Annotated in this window: 8 protein-coding genes; 5 read left to right on the top strand and 3 right to left on the bottom strand. The window is 49.4% G+C overall.

Annotated elements, in window-relative coordinates:
- The first annotated feature begins 60 nt into the window (after positions 1–60).
- Genes AC1RVX_RS19830 through AC1RVX_RS19815 form a run of 4 tightly spaced genes read left to right on the top strand, consistent with a single transcriptional unit; the run spans position 61 to position 5,075 of the window.
- Positions 61–1,632, top strand: coding sequence for a sugar ABC transporter ATP-binding protein (locus AC1RVX_RS19830; RefSeq protein WP_493218328.1), 1,572 nt, complete (start codon positions 61–63; stop codon positions 1,630–1,632).
- On the top strand, positions 1,629–2,648 hold the full coding sequence (locus tag AC1RVX_RS19825; protein WP_493218327.1) for an ABC transporter permease: 1,020 nt from the start codon (positions 1,629–1,631) through the stop codon (positions 2,646–2,648). Before AC1RVX_RS19830 ends, AC1RVX_RS19825 begins: the two co-directional genes overlap by 4 nt.
- On the top strand, positions 2,645–3,661 hold the full coding sequence (locus tag AC1RVX_RS19820; protein WP_493218326.1) for an ABC transporter permease: 1,017 nt from the start codon (positions 2,645–2,647) through the stop codon (positions 3,659–3,661). The genes AC1RVX_RS19825 and AC1RVX_RS19820 overlap by 4 nt, the downstream gene beginning before the upstream one ends.
- A 25-nt stretch (positions 3,662–3,686) precedes the next feature.
- Complete coding sequence (locus AC1RVX_RS19815) at positions 3,687–5,075, top strand: FGGY-family carbohydrate kinase (protein WP_493218325.1); 1,389 nt, start codon at positions 3,687–3,689, stop codon at positions 5,073–5,075.
- A gap of 88 nt (positions 5,076–5,163) precedes the next feature.
- On the opposite strand, the gene AC1RVX_RS19810 is transcribed toward AC1RVX_RS19815, so the two are convergent.
- The 3 genes from AC1RVX_RS19810 to AC1RVX_RS19800 form a co-directional block, all read right to left on the bottom strand.
- A complete protein-coding gene (locus AC1RVX_RS19810) occupies positions 5,164–7,089 on the bottom strand; it encodes a family 43 glycosylhydrolase (protein WP_493218324.1) in 1,926 nt (641 codons plus the stop codon).
- A 171-nt stretch (positions 7,090–7,260) separates the two neighbouring features.
- The gene (locus AC1RVX_RS19805; RefSeq protein ID WP_493218323.1) at positions 7,261–10,431 is read right to left on the bottom strand and encodes a TonB-dependent receptor; all 3,171 of its coding nucleotides are present in this window, start codon (positions 10,429–10,431) and stop codon (positions 7,261–7,263) included.
- Positions 10,432–11,278: 847 nt separating this feature from the next.
- Positions 11,279–12,973 carry a rhamnogalacturonidase gene (locus AC1RVX_RS19800; RefSeq protein WP_493218322.1) on the bottom strand — a complete coding sequence of 565 codons (1,695 nt, stop codon included), beginning with the start codon at positions 12,971–12,973 and terminating at the stop codon, positions 11,279–11,281.
- Positions 12,974–13,467: 494 nt separating this feature from the next.
- Between AC1RVX_RS19800 and AC1RVX_RS19795 the strand changes: the two genes are divergently transcribed.
- Positions 13,468–17,502 carry a beta-galactosidase gene (locus AC1RVX_RS19795; RefSeq protein WP_493218321.1) on the top strand — a complete coding sequence of 1,345 codons (4,035 nt, stop codon included), beginning with the start codon at positions 13,468–13,470 and terminating at the stop codon, positions 17,500–17,502.
- Position 17,503: the final 1 nt, after the last annotated feature.

Genomic DNA, 17,503 nt, shown 5'->3' with positions numbered 1-17,503 from the left:
TTGCGTACAGGCAGGTAGACGGCTGAGTTTTCCTTTCCATCACCTCCTTGCCTTATGTTAATGACGAACGAGCACAATCCGTTTCCTATCGCGCCCGACGGCTCGCTGGCCCCACCCATCCTGACGCTGACTGGTATCTGCAAACGCTTCCAGGGCATCATTGCATTGCATGAAGTTGCTCTGAATGTCCGTGCTGGCGAAGTCATGGCCTTGATAGGTGAAAACGGGGCAGGCAAATCCACATTGGTAAAAACCCTGACCGGCATTTACCAGCCTGATAGCGGCAGCATGCATATTGCCGGCAAAGAAGTCCGGTTTGCCACGCCACAACAGGCGATGCTGGCGGGTGTCACCGCAGTACATCAGGAAACAGTCATGTTTGATGAACTGACAGTTGCCGAAAATATTTTTATAGGCCGACAACCCATGCACGGTTTTCCGGCACGTGTGAACTGGTCATTGATGGAAACCCAGGCAGAACGCCTGTTTACCCGGCTTGAGGTTTCATTGCCAGTGCGCGCCAAGGTCAAAGACCTGAGCGTGGCACAACGCCACTTTGTAGAAATTGCACGTGCCCTGTCACAAGATGCACGAGTGGTCATCATGGATGAACCAACGGCATCCCTGTCGCAGCGCGAAATCCAGGAACTGTATCGCATCATCAGACAATTGCGTGCTGCTGGTACTGCCGTGATTTTCATCTCACATAAATTTGATGAAATTTATGCCGTGGCCGATCGCTATACTGTCTTGCGAGACGGCCATTTTGTAGCCGAAGGTGCGCTGGCCGATATTTCGGAGCCAGATCTGGTATCCCTCATGGTGGGACGTTCCATCCATCAAACCTTTCCCAAGCAAGACGTGGAGATAGGCGAAACTCTGCTGGAAGTGAAAGATTTTTGCCACCCTACCGAATTCGACAATATTAATTTCTCCCTGCGTCAGGGTGAAATACTGGGTTTCTATGGACTGGTTGGTGCCGGTCGTTCAGAAGTCATGCAAGCTCTGTTCGGGCTCAGCAGCAACGTGCGCGGCAGTGTCAGTCTGGCTGGCAATATCCTGAACATCAAGTCTGCCAAAGATGCCATTGCTCATGGCATCGCCTATGTGCCGGAAGACCGGCAACACCAGGGCGGCCATCTGACCATGTCGGTGCAGCAGAACATCACCCTGCCCATACTGGACAGAATAGGGTTCTTGCTGGGAACGCGTCGCAGCGAAGAAGCCGCGATTTCCAGACATTACAGTGAACAGCTGGAACTGAAGGCCAGTCACCTGACGCAACTGATCGCCGAACTGTCGGGCGGCAATCAACAAAAAGTGGTGCTAGGAAAATGGCTGGCAACTAAACCCAAGGTCATCATCCTGGATGAACCTACCAAAGGCATTGATATCGGCTCCAAGGCTGCAGTGCATCGTTTCATCAGTGAACTGGTATCGACTGGCCTGTCAGTCATTTTGGTGTCATCCGAATTACCTGAAGTCTTAGGCATGTCTGACCGCGTCATCGTCATGCATCAGGGACATATCAAAAAAGTATTTGACAGAGCCCATGCCACGCCAGAGAGCGTCGTTGCAGCAGCATCTGGCAGCGACGCAATAGTAGTGGAAATGGCAGAGGAAATAGCATGAACCGTTTGAAGTATCTGCAGAAGTACCTGCAGCAAAGGGAAGTGTTGCTGGGATTGATGATCGTTTTGCTGATCGGCCTGGTAGGTGTACGCGCGCCTATCTTTCTTGGCATGTCCAGTCTGTCTAACCTGCTGACTGACAGTACCCTGCTGGTCATGTTGGCAGTGACCCAGATGTTTATCATCATCACACGTGGGATTGATTTGTCTGTTGCATCCAATCTGGCCCTGTCAGGCATGATGTCGGCCTTGCTGGCGTCCAAATTCCCTGACTTGCCGCTGTTGCTGATTGTATTGGTGGCGATGGCCATAGGTCTGGGCCTGGGCCTGATCAACGGTTACCTGATCGGTTTCCTGGGCCTGCCACCTATCGTTGTGACGCTGGGTACCATGAGTGTCTACCGGGGCCTTGTGTTTGTATTGTCCGGTGGTGCCTGGGTATCGTCACACCAGATGCCTGCCGCCTTTATCGCTTTCCCGCTCAGTGAGTTATTGGGGATTACCCACCTGGTCTGGATTGCGGCCATTGTGGTTATCCTGATGTGGTATCTGGCCCGTTATACACATTTTGGCAGAGATTTGTACGCCATTGGCAACCAGCCTACTGCAGCCAATTATATCGGCATCCCTACCCCACGCCGTTTGTTCTGGACATATGGCTTGTCCGGGCTGATGGCTGGCTTGTGCGGTTATCTGTGGGTGGCGCGTTATGCTGTGGCGTATACGGAAATTGCTTATGGCTTCGAATTTACTGTCATTGCAGCCTGCGTTATTGGCGGCATCAGTATTGCCGGTGGTGCGGGTACGGTATCTGGTGCGGTATTGGGCTCACTTTTTTTGGCGGTGATCAATAATGCACTGCCTGTCGTTAAAATTTCCCCATTCTGGCAAAGTGCATTGACGGGTGTAGTCATACTGACTGCCGTCATGATCAATGCGCGCAGCAATAAGAAAGGCAGCCGGCAGATTTTGCCTTTGCAACTGCTGCCAAAAAATGCAATCAGGAGCAGTACGTGAACACGACCACCATGACATCACCAAGCAACGGCTCACGCTATACCATACGCGACAAGGAAGAATTCCAGTTCAAGAAATTCTTCTCCCATTGGGAAACCTTACTGGCTTTGCTGTTCGTAGCAGCATTCATCATCAACAGCCTGCTGTTGCCCAATTTCTTTGACTTGCATAACCTGGCAGACGGCACCTTTAACTTTAGTGAAAAGGCGCTGATTGCCCTGCCCATGGCTTTGCTGATTATCTGTAGGGAAATTGACATTTCAGTTTCCGGCATTCTGGCGCTTTGTTCGGTCGCCATGGGACTCGCCAATTCACATGGCTTTCCTGCCTCTAGCCTGTTATTTATTGCTGTTTTCACCGGCGCTGCCTGCGGCAGCCTGAACGGCTTGCTGGTCACGCGCTTTGCCCTGCCATCCATCGTGGTGACGATAGGTAGCGTGTCCCTGTTTCGCGGTCTGGCCAGTGTGGTTTTGGGTGACCAGGCGTTCACGGCCTATCCACAATTGTTGATTGATTGGGGCCAGGGTTACTTTTTTGATTTCATCCCCAGACAGTTCGTCATCCTGCTGTTCTTTGTTGTCGTGTTCGCCATCATCCTGCACGCCACCAGTTGGGGGCGCAGAATCTACGCCATAGGCAATAACCCGGTTGCTGCCAGGTTTTCAGGCGTGTCAGTAGACAAGTACCGTTTCATGTTATTTACCCTGACTGGTGCCATGGCTGGGCTGGCAGCGTTTTTGCTGACTGGCCGCATAGGCAGCACACGCCCGAATATTGCCACAGGATGGGAACTGGAAATCATTACCATGGTTATTTTGGGTGGTGTCAGCATCGCTGGCGGAGCCGGTACCATCGTTGGCGTGTTCCTGGCGGTACTGACACTGGGCGTAGTCAATTACGGTATGGCGCTGGCGAACATACCCGGCATCATCATGACCATCGTGGTCGGCATTTTGCTGTTGATTACCATCGCCTTGCCGCGTTTGTTGAACCGTAAAAAACAAAGAAAATAATATGCAAGGCAGCAAGGCGGAATCAATGGAAACTACGAAAGCTGACGCCAGTATCGTACTGGACATAGGCAAGACCAATGTAAAACTCAGCCTGCTGGATGCGCAGGCAAATACTTTAGCTGAGCAGCGTTGCGCCAACAATATTGTCCAGGACGGTATTTATCCGCATCATGATACCGACAGAATCTGGGCGTGGATGCTGCGTGTTTTTAGCGAGTTTTCACGTATTGCGACCGTGACCGCGATTATACCCGTGACCCATGGTGCGACTGCAGCGTTGGTAAATGACAAGGGCCTGGTGTTACCTGTTCTGGATTATGAGTCTGACTTGCCAGAACAGGAAAACAGCAAATACCAGCCACTGCGCCCCCTTTACCAACAAAGCTATTCCCCCGATTTGCCGGCTGGACTAAACCTGGCTCGTCAACTGGCCTGGCTGGAAAGTACTTATCCATCTGATTTTGCACGTGCATCACATATCCTGATGTATCCGCAATACTGGGCCTGGCGTCTGTCTGGTGTAGCTGCAACGGAAGTCAGCTCGCTGGGATGCCATACTGATCTGTGGGATACGAGCCGGCAACAATACTCATCTCTGACAGAACAAAAGGGATGGATAGCCTTGTTTCCTCCCATGCAAAAAGCCTGGTCCAGGCTAGGAAAAATACGCCCGACATTGGCTATGGAAACAGGTCTGCCTGAAAACTGCCAGATCGTATGCGGCATCCATGACAGCAATGCTTCCCTGTTACGCCACCTGCACAACGCCGGCAAGGATACAAAATGTACAGTGTTGTCCACGGGTACCTGGATGATCGCCGCAGCCCTGGGTACGTCGCAATCTTGCCTTGATGAAGAAGCAGATATGCTGGCCAATACCAATGTACTGGGTGAAGCCGTTTCCTGCATGCGATTTATGGGTGGACGAGAATTTGCCACGCTGGCAGGCCTGGAGCCTGTGACCTGCACGCCATCCGACATCGATAAACTGACCAGACAAGAAACTTTTGCCTTGCCCTGCTTCGCAGACTCAGGCGGTCCTTTTTCCGGGCAGCTTGCCAGGATAGAAGGCCAGGCGCCAGACAGCATGCAGGAACGATATGCACTCGCCACCCTGTATTGCGTGCTGACGACTGACTACTGTCTCAATAAACTGGGTTCGGAAGGCGATATCATCGTCGAAGGAAGCTTCACGAACAACCCCTACTTCGCACCTTTGCTGGCAAGCCTGCGACCGCAGCAAAATATCATGCTGTCAAACGATACCAGCGGCACGACTTACGGCGCTTGGATGCTGCATCATTGGGAACAGTTGCCAAGCATGAGCGAGTCGTCGGCAACTGTCAGAAAACTGGAGCCAGATGCCTGGCAAGCCTACAAGAACACGTGGCTGAATCTGGTGATGTCCAGATAGTTTTACCAAACCGATTGACAGAGACGCCATCAATGGGAGCGAATATTTCGCGCCCATTTCAACGTTTCACTTTATTTGCATCGATTGCTCATTCTGCCGGTAAACGCACATAAGCAGGTGCGTCACGATCTGCTCGCAAGCCCTGCTCCGTATGCAATAACTCAACCACTTGCAGGGAACTGCGCCTTTGTTCCCTGCCATCTTTTTTCTGATCCGGGCCACGCCTGCCAGGATGGGTGAAGTAAAATAAAAATGCCCTGTCACCGTTGACAACGACATCAGGGTGGCCGCCTATTACCTCATCATCTTCGCCATGCCCCGGTACTTCAAGCAGATTACCGATCTGGCGCTTCCAATTCAATAAGTCATCGGAACGATATACAGCGAGACCATGCCATACATCAGTAATCATCCACCACTGATCTTTCCATCGAAAAACTTTAGGCCCCTCACCACCTTGGTCACTGACCGCCTTGCCTTTGTCTGTCCAGTTTTCCAGATCGGGGCTATCGGCATAGTAAATCGATTTTTTATCCGCTTCATTGTTGTACCACATACGATACCCACCCTGCGGCAAACGCAATACGGTAGCATCGATCACGCGCTCTGACGCCAGTTGCAAGACTTTGGCATTGCGCCAATGACGCAAATCCTGGCTAGTCAGATGCACCATATAACGTGGATGTTTCCAGTCTTCAAAAATACCGGGTACCACCGTCAGGTACATATGGTAGCTGCCATCATTCGCCCGGATAATATCCGGTGCCCAATGGGTAGCTTCTGCGCCACCCATTTGCGCTGGTAATTCTATGTCAGCTTCACCTATATAGTGCCAGTTAGCACCTTCGTTATCCGACTCAGCAATGCCTATGCGCGTGCCATGTACCCAGGTAACTCCACGTGCTTCAGTAACATTGGCTCTGCGGTTGGTATAAAACATCCACCACTTCCCCAACTTGGCATTACGCACCAGGACGGGATCTGCAGCGCCATCCATCACCGGGTCGCGAAACAACGGTTTGGCTGCGCGCGTCCCCAGATTGATGGTGGGCGCACCGGGTGCGCCAAAGTCGGGGCTGCCATCGGCTCGCCAGTAAAATATCTGGGCACGTGTATGACGATTGGGATCGTTTAAAGAGTTTCCCTTGATGTCGCGATAGTCACGTGCGTGATAGACCAGCACATCCGTTTTACCGTCAGGGGTCGTCGTAAATGAATTGTGCCCCGGTCCATACTGGGCATTTTCCGTATTGGTTTTAAATACCGGCTGAGCAGATTTTTGCCATACTTTTGAATCGAGCAAGTCTGCATCTGCCGGCGCTGTCAATAAACCCATGCAATAATTTTCGTCAGTAGCGCTGACCGAATAGGTAATGAAGACCCGACCATTCCTGACCAATACCGCAGGTGCTTCGTTGACTTCATACTTCACTTTTTCCCAATCAAAATCGGGACGCGACAACAAGGCGACCGGCCCGGCAATCGACAAAGGTGTATCCATTTTTGCCAGGTAAATATTGGTACTTTTTTTACCCGGCGCAGGGTCACGCTGAGCCCATACCAGATAACGTTGTCCCGCCAGCGTAAAGGTGGTTGCATCCAGCGAGAATGATTCTCTTCCAGTTTTTAACTGACCACGCTCTATCCATTCGCCTTCCAGCGGATTAGCTGAAGAATTTTCCAGTACATACAAACGGATATCCCAAATGGCATCGGCCCTGCCTGCAGTAAAATACACATACCATTTCCCCTGGATGAAATGCAATTCTGGAGCCCATATGTGATGACTCATGGGTCCACTCGCATGTTTGTGCCAGATCACTTTGGCATCTGCCGTACCAAGATCATTGATGCTTGAGGCACGTCGCAATTCAATGCGATCATATTCCGGCACGGTAGCGGTGAAATAATAATTGCCATCCGTATGCAGGATTATTTGTGGATCAGCCCTATTTTTTACGACAGGATTATTGAAAACCGGTTGAGCCAACAGCGAGCCACAGACGGACATCATAACTATCAAGAACAGGTAAAGAATGCTTATTCGTTTGAAAAATGAGGTCATGGGAAAAGTGAAAGATAAGAGAGCATCCGATAAGTATTCAGTATTTTAAAATAAAAAAACCAGCCATCTGATCAAAAATGGCTGGTATCAACTACTGCGTTTTCCAAAACGTCCAACAAATTAATTCTTGATCGATACACCTATGAAGTAACGACGGCCATACCAAGCCAATTCATTCGGCCGGGACAAATCACCGGCGTCAGTAACATTCGCCTGGTCAGTCAGATTTTTACCTTCAAATGAGAAAGTAACGAAACGATTGTAGCGATATTGGATCTTCGCATCCAGGTACCCGGTTTTTTCATTAAATACTGGATTCTTTGAGACGTCCAAAGTACCTGTGTAATAGCGATCACGGTAATGATAGGCGAGACGCGCATTAAATTTATCCTTGTCGTACCACAGACCCAGGTTATACGCATTCCTGGACAAACCTGCATAAGGAAGAATCGAACCATCCAATGGATTCAGTTGTTCTGTACCTGGAGCGTAAGTGAAATTCATGCGCGTGTAATTAGCATCCACACCGAAACCACTAAGTATACCAGGTAAGAAAGTCAATGCTGTTCTGCCTGCTATTTCCACACCACGGGTCACGGCGCCAGGGAAATTGACTGGCATGGTAACATCCCACAAAGTGCCGTCCTTGAACAAATCAACACCTGAGACATTAGTTTTAACTGCGTTACCGACCGTAATGTCTTTACGGAACAGTGCAAGACTAAGCTGACTATCAGCGTTTGGATAATATTCCAGACTTAAATCTGTATTGGTAGCCTGGAACGGTTTCAGAGATGGGTTACCTGCCGTGCAATCGTCTGTTCCATCGCCACCAAATTGTATAGCACCACTATTTTTGGTACATGTTGCATTCGGGACGATATCAGTAATACGTGGACGAGCCATGACCTTACCCCAGCCGAGACGCGCCAGGAAATGATTCGGAATCAACCATACACCGGCATTAAAGCTAGGCAGTACGTTAGAGTAGGTGTTATCAATACTCGTTACCGAATTAGAGACAATGTATGTAGTAAAAGCAGATGATCCAGGTGTTTTTTCTACATTGACTTGTTGCTTGAACAAACCTTGAGAAGTGTCATGCGTTTGCGTATAACGAACGCCTACGTTACCAAAGATTTCCTTGCCAAATAATTCTGTTTCAAAGTCCGCACGCAAGTAGGTCGATTTAACTTTTTCATCGACAACGTATGCAGGAATCTGCGCATACATTTTGCCATCACTGCCAGGTGCGTTGTACAGATAATCGTGATTGAAGTGTGTCAAGTCAAACAACGAGCCTGCATTAGCATAAGTCGGCGCTACCCAATTTGTAGGCACATTACCAGCACTGCTATAGCCCTTGAAGAAGGTTCCGGGTGAAGTAGAGAACGCAGACTGTGCCAATGCTGCCATCGCAGAAGCATTGATCGACTTGGTCCAGGCATTTACATCAGCAAGATTTGTCGGACCAACTAATGCACGCACCGCGTTGCTTGTATTTAGTGGATCAAAGTTGTATGTCTGATTGATGTTTGCCGTTTGCACATACACGTCATCAGCGGTGTTGACCAGGTCACTTCCCGCACTTGCCAAGTAACCGCCACCATTGTATTGACTGGATTTTGCCTGCTGCGCCTGCACACCAAACCAGATGCGTGACAAGAAATCCATATTCAACTTATATTTGAAATCCAGCTTGAGTTGGTCTTCCTTATTGACCGTTTCTGATGGACGATATTGCAATTGTGCAGAAATATAAGAATTAGGATTCGAAGGATTGTAACCTGACGGAAACGTAAAATGTGGTAAGCCGGACGAATCAAGATTGACTTGCAACCCTGGAGCATTTTGAGTGAATACCAGATTATTGGAGTCACTGCTGTAAGTCGCTTTGGCAGAAGAAAGCAAACCATCTATATCCAGTTTTTCACCTTTATAGTTGAAACCGGCTGTCGTGTATTTAGAATCAATTTTCAATGCAAAATCGCGCAATGATGTGCTGAACGCTCCCTGACCGCCATTTGGTGAATTTGCACTACCTGGCACCAGGCAGTTACCCAATACATATTGAGTAACGATATGATTGTCCACAACCATGCCAACTGGTGTGGTTGTTGTAGAAGCAGCTGTACAAGATCCACCCGTTGGTACCGCAGTGCTTGCATTATAAGTAGGTAAAGTACCTGCATTAGACAAACGCGATACCGCACTAAAGTCTGTGCCATAGTTATAATCGCGCAGTCTTTCTTTCTGAATATTTGCCTGGTAACTTACCCAACCACTCAAGCGGTCGGTGAATTTGTATTGCGCCGTCAGCTCAGCTGACGTTCTTTCATTATCACGTTCCCAGATGCCGTAACGGGCAATCTGCGGTGAATAGTCATTCCATTGAGAAACGCAGTTAGCCTGCAGTGCTGCTGTTGCTGCTGCAGCAGTCTGCGTCGCATTTGCAGGGCTACTCAAATTGGAACAATTTGCTTTGGACGTCACAGCGGCCAGAACTGGATCTGTGCTGGGCACAGTTTTATCTGCAGAAAAATCCCAGTCACGGAGATAGCGCCATGAAGTATTTCGCGAGAAATCACCACGTGTCAATACTTTGTCATAAATCACGTTTGCCATCAGACCAAGACGACCATCCAGGAATTTGTCCGCAATGAAAAAGTTGGCACGGGGCTGTATACCACCGCGTTGCGGCGCCTGCTCCCCAGCAATGCTGCCAACTATTGTCATCCTCTTGAATTCGAGTGGTTTGCGTGTATTAATTTGTACAGTACCGCCGACACCACCTTCAGTCATATTGGCGGTCACGCCTTTGATAACGTCAATGGAAGAAATCAATTCTACTGGCAATTCACGCAGATCAGCACCACGACCGGCTGTGCCAGTGGTACTCAGTACCGATACACCATTAATTTCAATCCTGTTCAAATCCGGCTCGACACCTCGAATGGAAATGCTGCTGCCTTCACCAAAAGAACGTTCGAGCTGCACGCCTGTAACACGCGACAACGCTTCACCAACGTTTTTGTCAGGGAATTGACCAATGTCTTCAGCAACGATGGAATCGGCGACGGTGTCCGCACGCAGTTTCCTGTCAATGGCAGATGCGACCGATTTACGTGTTCCAGAAACGACGACAACCTGATCAGCCTGTTCCTTTGTATCGTCAGGTTTTTTTGTGTCTTGTGCCATGCCTGAATTAGCGGCCATGACGGACAGTACAGCCAAAGCTGTACCTTTAAGTTTGGGATTGAAAAACGTCTTTTTGCTACGATTAGTTAACACAATTGTCTCCTCCGGTTGTCGGCCATATGTTGGCTGTGTTATTGGCTGCTTTATTGGCTGCTTTATTGGCTGCTTTATTAGCTACGTTACTGGCTGTGTTTCGACCATTGATTTTGGTCTGTCATAAAAACAAGCACATTCAACGAAATTGATTCTAAGTGATGATTAATTCCAATTACGCGCTCTAAAAAAAGAATCAAGAAAGTGATTGGTTTTTAAGCAGAAATTTGATCAATTCAAACGAAGACGCATGAAAATGACTGAAAGTGATCAACGATTTTCATCGTTTTTCATGCGCTACAAATTGCATTATTGAAAATAAAAGAGAATGCAAGTGGAAGAATGCAAAGGCGTTGTTTTTTATGAGACAGCACTCGAGAAACCATGCCCAGCGCCACTTCTGCGCATCACACATGACTAGCAGCCGTCAATAGTCCCCTTGAATTTTGATGCTAATTATTTATTAAAATATCGCACCATCAAATCGGGTAAGCCGTCAGGCAAGGGTCGTACACCCTGCAAAACACGATGTTGCTTTCTGGTGACAATTCCAAATTTTCCGTGTGCAATTCAAGTCATATGAAAGTACGGAAAACAGATATAAATCGAAATAGATTTTAATCAGATTTTCCTGAAAATTAGTAGAACTCAATTCATCAATCAGCGTGAGCGTGAATAAGGTAATTTGGCGTACAAGGCAAGGCGCAAAACGTACACCTTGCAGACAAGATCGGCACCTTGCCATTGATGCGGCATTCTCACTGGCACAGCAGATGCAGGTACTACCGCAATGAAGCATTGATCGTCACTGCGATAATGATTAGAACTGCCTGCAAGCACTTCCGTTTTACAAACTCTCTCGTTCTACCCGTTTGCGCTGTGTATCTGCCAGACCGCTACAGCCTTTTAGGGAAAAATCGTTCACGTCCTGCAAGCTGAACCCCGGTACACCTGAATGCAGAGGGAAAATCATCCGATCGAAATAAGCGTCGCTCACGTCATGCAAAACAAAGACAGGACGGTTGTCAGTCTGCTTGCAGGCGATATCCACATGATGCAACTCCAGATGTTTGACATGGCGCGCAAACAGGCCATGCGCCGGGCTAAGTCCAAACATGCTAGGTTCAGGATAACTACCGGCATTTTCTGGCGGATTGGCAGGTACTTTACTGATATCACCACCACCCTGATGCACTATATGTACATTACTGATACGTATGTCCTCTACCGGGTAACCAGGCACACCGCTGATAATGGATGCATAGCGAGAATCAGCACCCGACACCACGATATTGCTGATATTGATGCGTCGTATGGCACCGGTTACCGCTCCATCCGGCGCACGTAAACGGCTGCCCAGGCGGATGAATAGTGGTGGATTGGTCAAATCACGCATGGCCAAATTGCTGACGGTGATATCTTCAATAATAGCACCGTCAACACTCTCAATAGCCAGACCACGACAACGTTCGAATACGCAATTAGAGATGCTTATATTGCGAAAGCCTCCGTTCGACTCTGTACCCAATTTGATGCGCCCAGCAACGCCCTCCTTGTCTGGCGCAAATTCCTGCTTGCGCTGAAAGCTGCCATCCAGAAAGGTGCCGAGGTCAAAACCGGATACCTGGCAATTGGTGATACTGATATTTTCAGTAAAGCGCTTGTACCCGAGCGCAAACGAACTCTTGAGGCAAATCGCATCATCATTCGGAGAATTGATGCTGCAGTTGGAAATATGAACATTTCGACAGCAATCGATGTCAAAGCCATCCCTGTCCGTATCGACTTTCAGGTTATCTATCGTCATATTGTCGGTGCCGGTTGCCAGCAAGGCAAAGTGACCGCCATTGAAAATAGTGATATCACGCAGGATGACATTCCTGCAGTTTTTAAGTCCAATCGCCTTGTTACCCTTACCTGCCATATCGGCACCGTAAGGCTTGCCACTACCACGCTCGCCATGTGGGTCACTGTCACCCAGGCTGGATGGCATGTCGCCAGGCTTAGGTACGCGGCGTGGCCCCGGACCCGTATGGGTCAAACCTGCACCATAGATAAGGCCGGTTCCCAGGATAGATACATGTTCCAGGTTTTCACCCCAGATCAGGCTGTTACGCCAATGGCTATGACCAAAATCCTGATAAGCATCCCACTCATTCGGTTCTGCTGCATCGTAACTGCCGCCATGTTTTGCCGGATCAGCTGCAATCAAGATGGCACCGGCATCAAGATACAGGCTGACATGGCTTTGCAGACGGATGGAAAAACTCAGGTATTTACCTGCCGGGAAAAATACCGTTCCGCCCCCTGCAGTTGCAGCTGCACTGATGGCACGGTTGATGGCATCGGTATCTGCCTTTTTGCCATCACCGCCAGCGCCGTAGGCCCTGACATTGAAATTACCTGCAAGATTCGCATTTGAAACGGTCTTTGTCTGCGCTATCGCTGGCAGTACGTACACAGGCAGCGTTGCGGCTAAGGCACCGGTACCGAACATGCGCAAAAAACCGCGTCGCAATGGCGATGATGTCTGCTTATTCAATCTTTTTGTCTCCGGCTGATCTTTTTAAAATAGATTTGTCATGGTGCTTTTTCTTTTTATCCACGCAAAATATCAGTCGAGATTACCATTAAAAAAGAAATGGACGTTCAGTCACAACGTTCAACTTGATGATTAATATTGAGCAGAACGAGACCGATTTTATCTGAATGCGCAAAACCAATCGTGCGAAGAACAGTTAATTAACTGCACATATTCAATTGGTTGACAGGGAAACACAAATATCCAGCCATTGCTCAGAAATGTGATTACATGACGCAAACCTGCTCAGTTTTGTTGACACGCCTCTTCCTGAAATTGATACTCAAAATAATAAGCTGCATTTTAAAATATTGATGCGGCGATAAAAATAGAGACATCTCACACTAAGCCGTATCAAACCAAGCTTCTACGCCAGATGAACATGGCTCCTTGCCAAGTGTGGGCATTCATCTACTCATTCCCAATTCTTTGTTTGACTATTCGTCAGAAGGAAAATGATGAACTCAGTAGTGCGATTCGGATTGACTGTGCTGGTATTGACGTGCAGCGTCAGTCTGGTACATGCTCAGACACAAAATACAGCACAGGCTCAAAATCCGCCACAAAACCCACCGGTCACCGGTGATGCCTTGATGGACAGTTTCGGGCTGACCAGTACCAACAAGGTACAGACCAACAGTACTGTGGCCCCACCAAACGCCAATCCAAAAGTGATTCCGCTGAAAGGCGACACCACTTTCCTGATGTCTGCCTTTCCTTCTACATCACAAAACAAACTCAGCCTGTTCACCTCTTCCGATGGCACCAGCTTTGCACCACTGGCTTCTGAAGCGTATACGCCACCACAGGGTTTGCTGCGTGATCCATCCATTTTGCATGCGGACGATGGCTATTATTATGTAATTTACACGACCGGCTGGGCTGGTGATACTTTTGGTGTCGCCAAAAGCGACGACCTGCGCCATTGGCAGCATGTGCGTGACGTGCGCCTGCAATTGCCGGATGCGAATGCAAAAATCAGCAATGTCTGGGCACCAGAATGGTTTACCGACAGTGATGGCTCCATCCACATTGTCGTGTCCGTATCAACACAGGGGACCAAAGGCCCCTTTGGTGCGTATGTGCTACATGCGCTGAACAAGACTTATACCAATTTCTCGCAGGCCCAGGCCATGGCGGGTCTGCAAAATAATTATATTGATACCTTCCCCATCAAGGATGGATCTCGCTATGTGGTCTTCACTAAAAATGAAACCAGCAAATACATAGAGATGGCGACCGCCCCTGCCCTCACCGGCCCATGGACAGTGGAAAAGACCGGCGACTGGGCGGGTTGGGGTAAACCATCGGAAGGTCAGGCCCTGGTCAAACTGAAAAATGGCGGCTGGCGCATTTACTTTGACGACTATACGACTAAGCATTACTGGTATTCCGACAGCAAGGATCATTTCAAAACCTGGACAGCCAGGCAGGAACTGGGCGGCGTGTCAGGTGCAGTGCGCCATTTCACCGTCATCAGCGAGCCGACTAAAGCGCTGGCGCAAGCCACTGCTGCCAAATCACCAGCGAAAAAAATCAGTTGGGATAAACACTCGCTGATAATAGACGGCAAAAGAGAAATGATCTGGGCGGGTGAATTTCACCCTTTCCGGCTACCTAATCCCTCACTGTGGCGTGATGTCATACAAAAAATGAAGGCTACTGGTCTCAACACTGTGGCCATTTACTTTGACTGGGGTTATCACTCGTCACGTCCGAATCAATATGATTTTTCCAGCGTACGCAATGTAGAGTTGGCGATAGAAATGGCAGAGCAGGAAGGCATGTATGTGATAGCACGCCCTGGCCCGTATGTGAATGCAGAACTGACACGCGGAGGCTTTCCCGGTTATATGGCCCGGCAAAAAGCGATTGCCCGTACCGATGCTGCTGAATACATGCAATCAGCAGATGAATGGCTGACCCAGATTGACGCGATTATCGCGCGCCATCAAATTACCACTGGTGGCGGTACCGTGATTGCCTATCAGTTGGAAAACGAATTATCAAATACCTCGGATACGCATAAGCGCTATATGCAACATCTGGCGGATAAAGCCAGGGCGGATGGTATCAGCGTGCCGCTGTTCCACAATTCTGCCGGTCGCCTGCCTAACTGGACTCCACCTAACTCCAGCGCGCCCTATGCGGTGCCCGGTCCAACAGACTTGTACAGTTTTGATGGCTACCCTGGCGGTGGCTGTACCAATACCAAAGAAATTGGCAAGCCGAATGTCGTACCTAACTGGGGTATGTATGGTGAAATCCCTGCCAACACCGGAACCGGGCCTGTCAAGATTGGTGCCCTCGCCTCACCTAATACGCCAGGTTTTGCGGCAGAAATGGGCGGCGGCTGGTTTGATTTCTGGGGTAGCGTTGGCACCTATGACTGTACCGCGCAGCGTACCGGATCGAATTATGTACGCACATTCTATGGTGCTAATTTGATCAACGGCATTTCCATCCATTCCATCTATATGATGTATGGCGGTACATCATGGGGCTGGTTGCCAGCACAGGTGGTGTATACGTCCTACGACTATGGTGCTGCCATCGACGAAGGCCGTGGCTTGCGCGAAAAAGCCCTGACTTTGAAGCAGATGGGGCAATTTGTGGATGCTACCAAATCTGTGCTGAGCGCCATGGATAAAGGTGAGGCAATCACCGCCTCCAATCCTGCGGTCAAGCTGTATCACAATGTCAGTTCTGTCAACGGCGCGCATCTGATTTTCGCCATCCATACCACGACCGATTCAACCACAGAAGAATTGTTCAGCTTCAAGCTCACTACCCGCGATGGCAGCTACCAGATCCCGCAGGCAGGTACTTTGCGTATCAAGGACCAGAACGTCAAACTGCTGTTGTCAGACTATGCACTGGAACGCCAGCACCTAGTCTATACCACATCCGATACCCAAACTCATCTGCAACAAGACGAGCGCGATATCGCCTTGCTGTATGGCCGCAAGGGCGAGGATGGTGAAACCGTATTTCGCTATCAATCCGCTCCAAAGATTGAAGTGCTGGAAGGTGCGGCCAATGCAGTGTTTGACCCAAAAACCGGCGATTTGCGATTGAATTATGTGCACAAGGATTTGATACGCATACGCATCAGCGGTGGTGGCAAGGCAGATTTACTGCTCTTGCTGGCTGACGATGAAACCGGCCGCGATTTCTGGCGTCAAGAAACTGCACAAGGAACTGTCCTTGAACGCTCACCGGCACTGGTGCGCCAGGCCAGCATACAAGGTAACACCCTGCACTTGAGCGGCGACACCGAACAAAGCAGCAAGCTGGATATATGGACACCGAAAGGCATCACCCAAATCACCTGGAATACAGTCGCCATTTCCAGCAACAAGAATGCTGATGGTAGCTTGTCGACAGAACCGCTGGCTGGCCCCGCCGACATTGTTTTACCGAAACTGATGCAGCAAACATGGATGCGTCGTATGGATTCACCCGAGGCAGCCAAAGTCTTTGACGACGGCAAGTGGCGTAAGGCTGACCTGACCACTACCGCAGCTACCGTGAAGACCACACCACCTGCTGGCCAACCCATACTCAGCATGAGTGATTATGGCTTCCACCATGGCGATGTCTGGTATCGCGGCTATTTTAAGGTACAGGCTGGCAAACCACTGCCTGAACAATTGGAAATCAGCTATGGCGGTGGCGGTGCAGGCTTCATGCAGTTATGGCTGGATGGTGTCTACATCGGTGAAAATGAAATGCCAACCGGAAAACCCAAACCAGATAACTGGGGCACGGCCAGCTTCAAGCTGCCCGCCGAAGCATTAAGCGCAGGCGAGCATGTACTGTCCGTCATGGTCAGAAATAATTCCCATAATTGGGACCTGGCCGCCGATGATGAACATAAAGTCGCGCGTGGTTTGATCAGTGTGTCGCTGACGCATGACATCAAAGAAAAATTTGCCACACCGATCACTTGGAAAATCCAGGGCAATAAAGGTGGTGAAGAAATTGCCGATCTGGTACGCGGACCTTTGAACAACGGCGGCCTGTTTGGTGAACGCGCAGGCTGGTATTTGCCGATTAGCAGTAAGGCCGATTCCAAGTCAGACAACAGTGGCTGGGAAAAATCCAGCCCCGACGCAGCACCACCAGCGGCAGGTACGTATTGGTTGCGCACCAATTTCACCCTGGATATGCCAGCAGGCCATGATGTGCAACTGGGTCTGGCGATTGGTGAAACCAGCCAGCCACGTTCAGATCGCAGAAATCGCGTCCTGATTTTTGTCAATGGCTGGAATATGGGAAATTTCATTTCCCACATAGGACCGCAACGTCTCTTCATCCTGCCGCCGGGCATATTAAATCCGAACGGTGAAAATACGCTTTCACTGGCAGTCAGTACCGATGGCAAGGCAGCAAATGCTTTGGAGCTTCTGGAATTGGTCAAGGTACGTGCAGTACGCGGTGGTGTGCCGCTGGAACTGGTACCCAGCCCGAACAATCTGCAACGCTGAT

The sequence above is a fragment of the Undibacterium sp. GW821-FHT11B02 genome, from assembly GCF_058808955.1.
This window is presented reverse-complemented; position numbering and strand designations above follow the sequence as displayed.

Coding starts and splice junctions, on each gene's coding strand:
- AC1RVX_RS19825 (WP_493218327.1), top strand. CDS start 1,629: ATGAACCGTTTGAAGTATCTGCAGAAGTACCTGCAGCAAAGGGAAGTG.
- AC1RVX_RS19810 (WP_493218324.1), bottom strand. CDS start 7,089: ATGATGTCCGTCTGTGGCTCGCTGTTGGCTCAACCGGTTTTCAATAAT.
- AC1RVX_RS19830 (WP_493218328.1), top strand. CDS start 61: ATGACGAACGAGCACAATCCGTTTCCTATCGCGCCCGACGGCTCGCTG.
- AC1RVX_RS19815 (WP_493218325.1), top strand. CDS start 3,687: ATGGAAACTACGAAAGCTGACGCCAGTATCGTACTGGACATAGGCAAG.
- AC1RVX_RS19795 (WP_493218321.1), top strand. CDS start 13,468: ATGATGAACTCAGTAGTGCGATTCGGATTGACTGTGCTGGTATTGACG.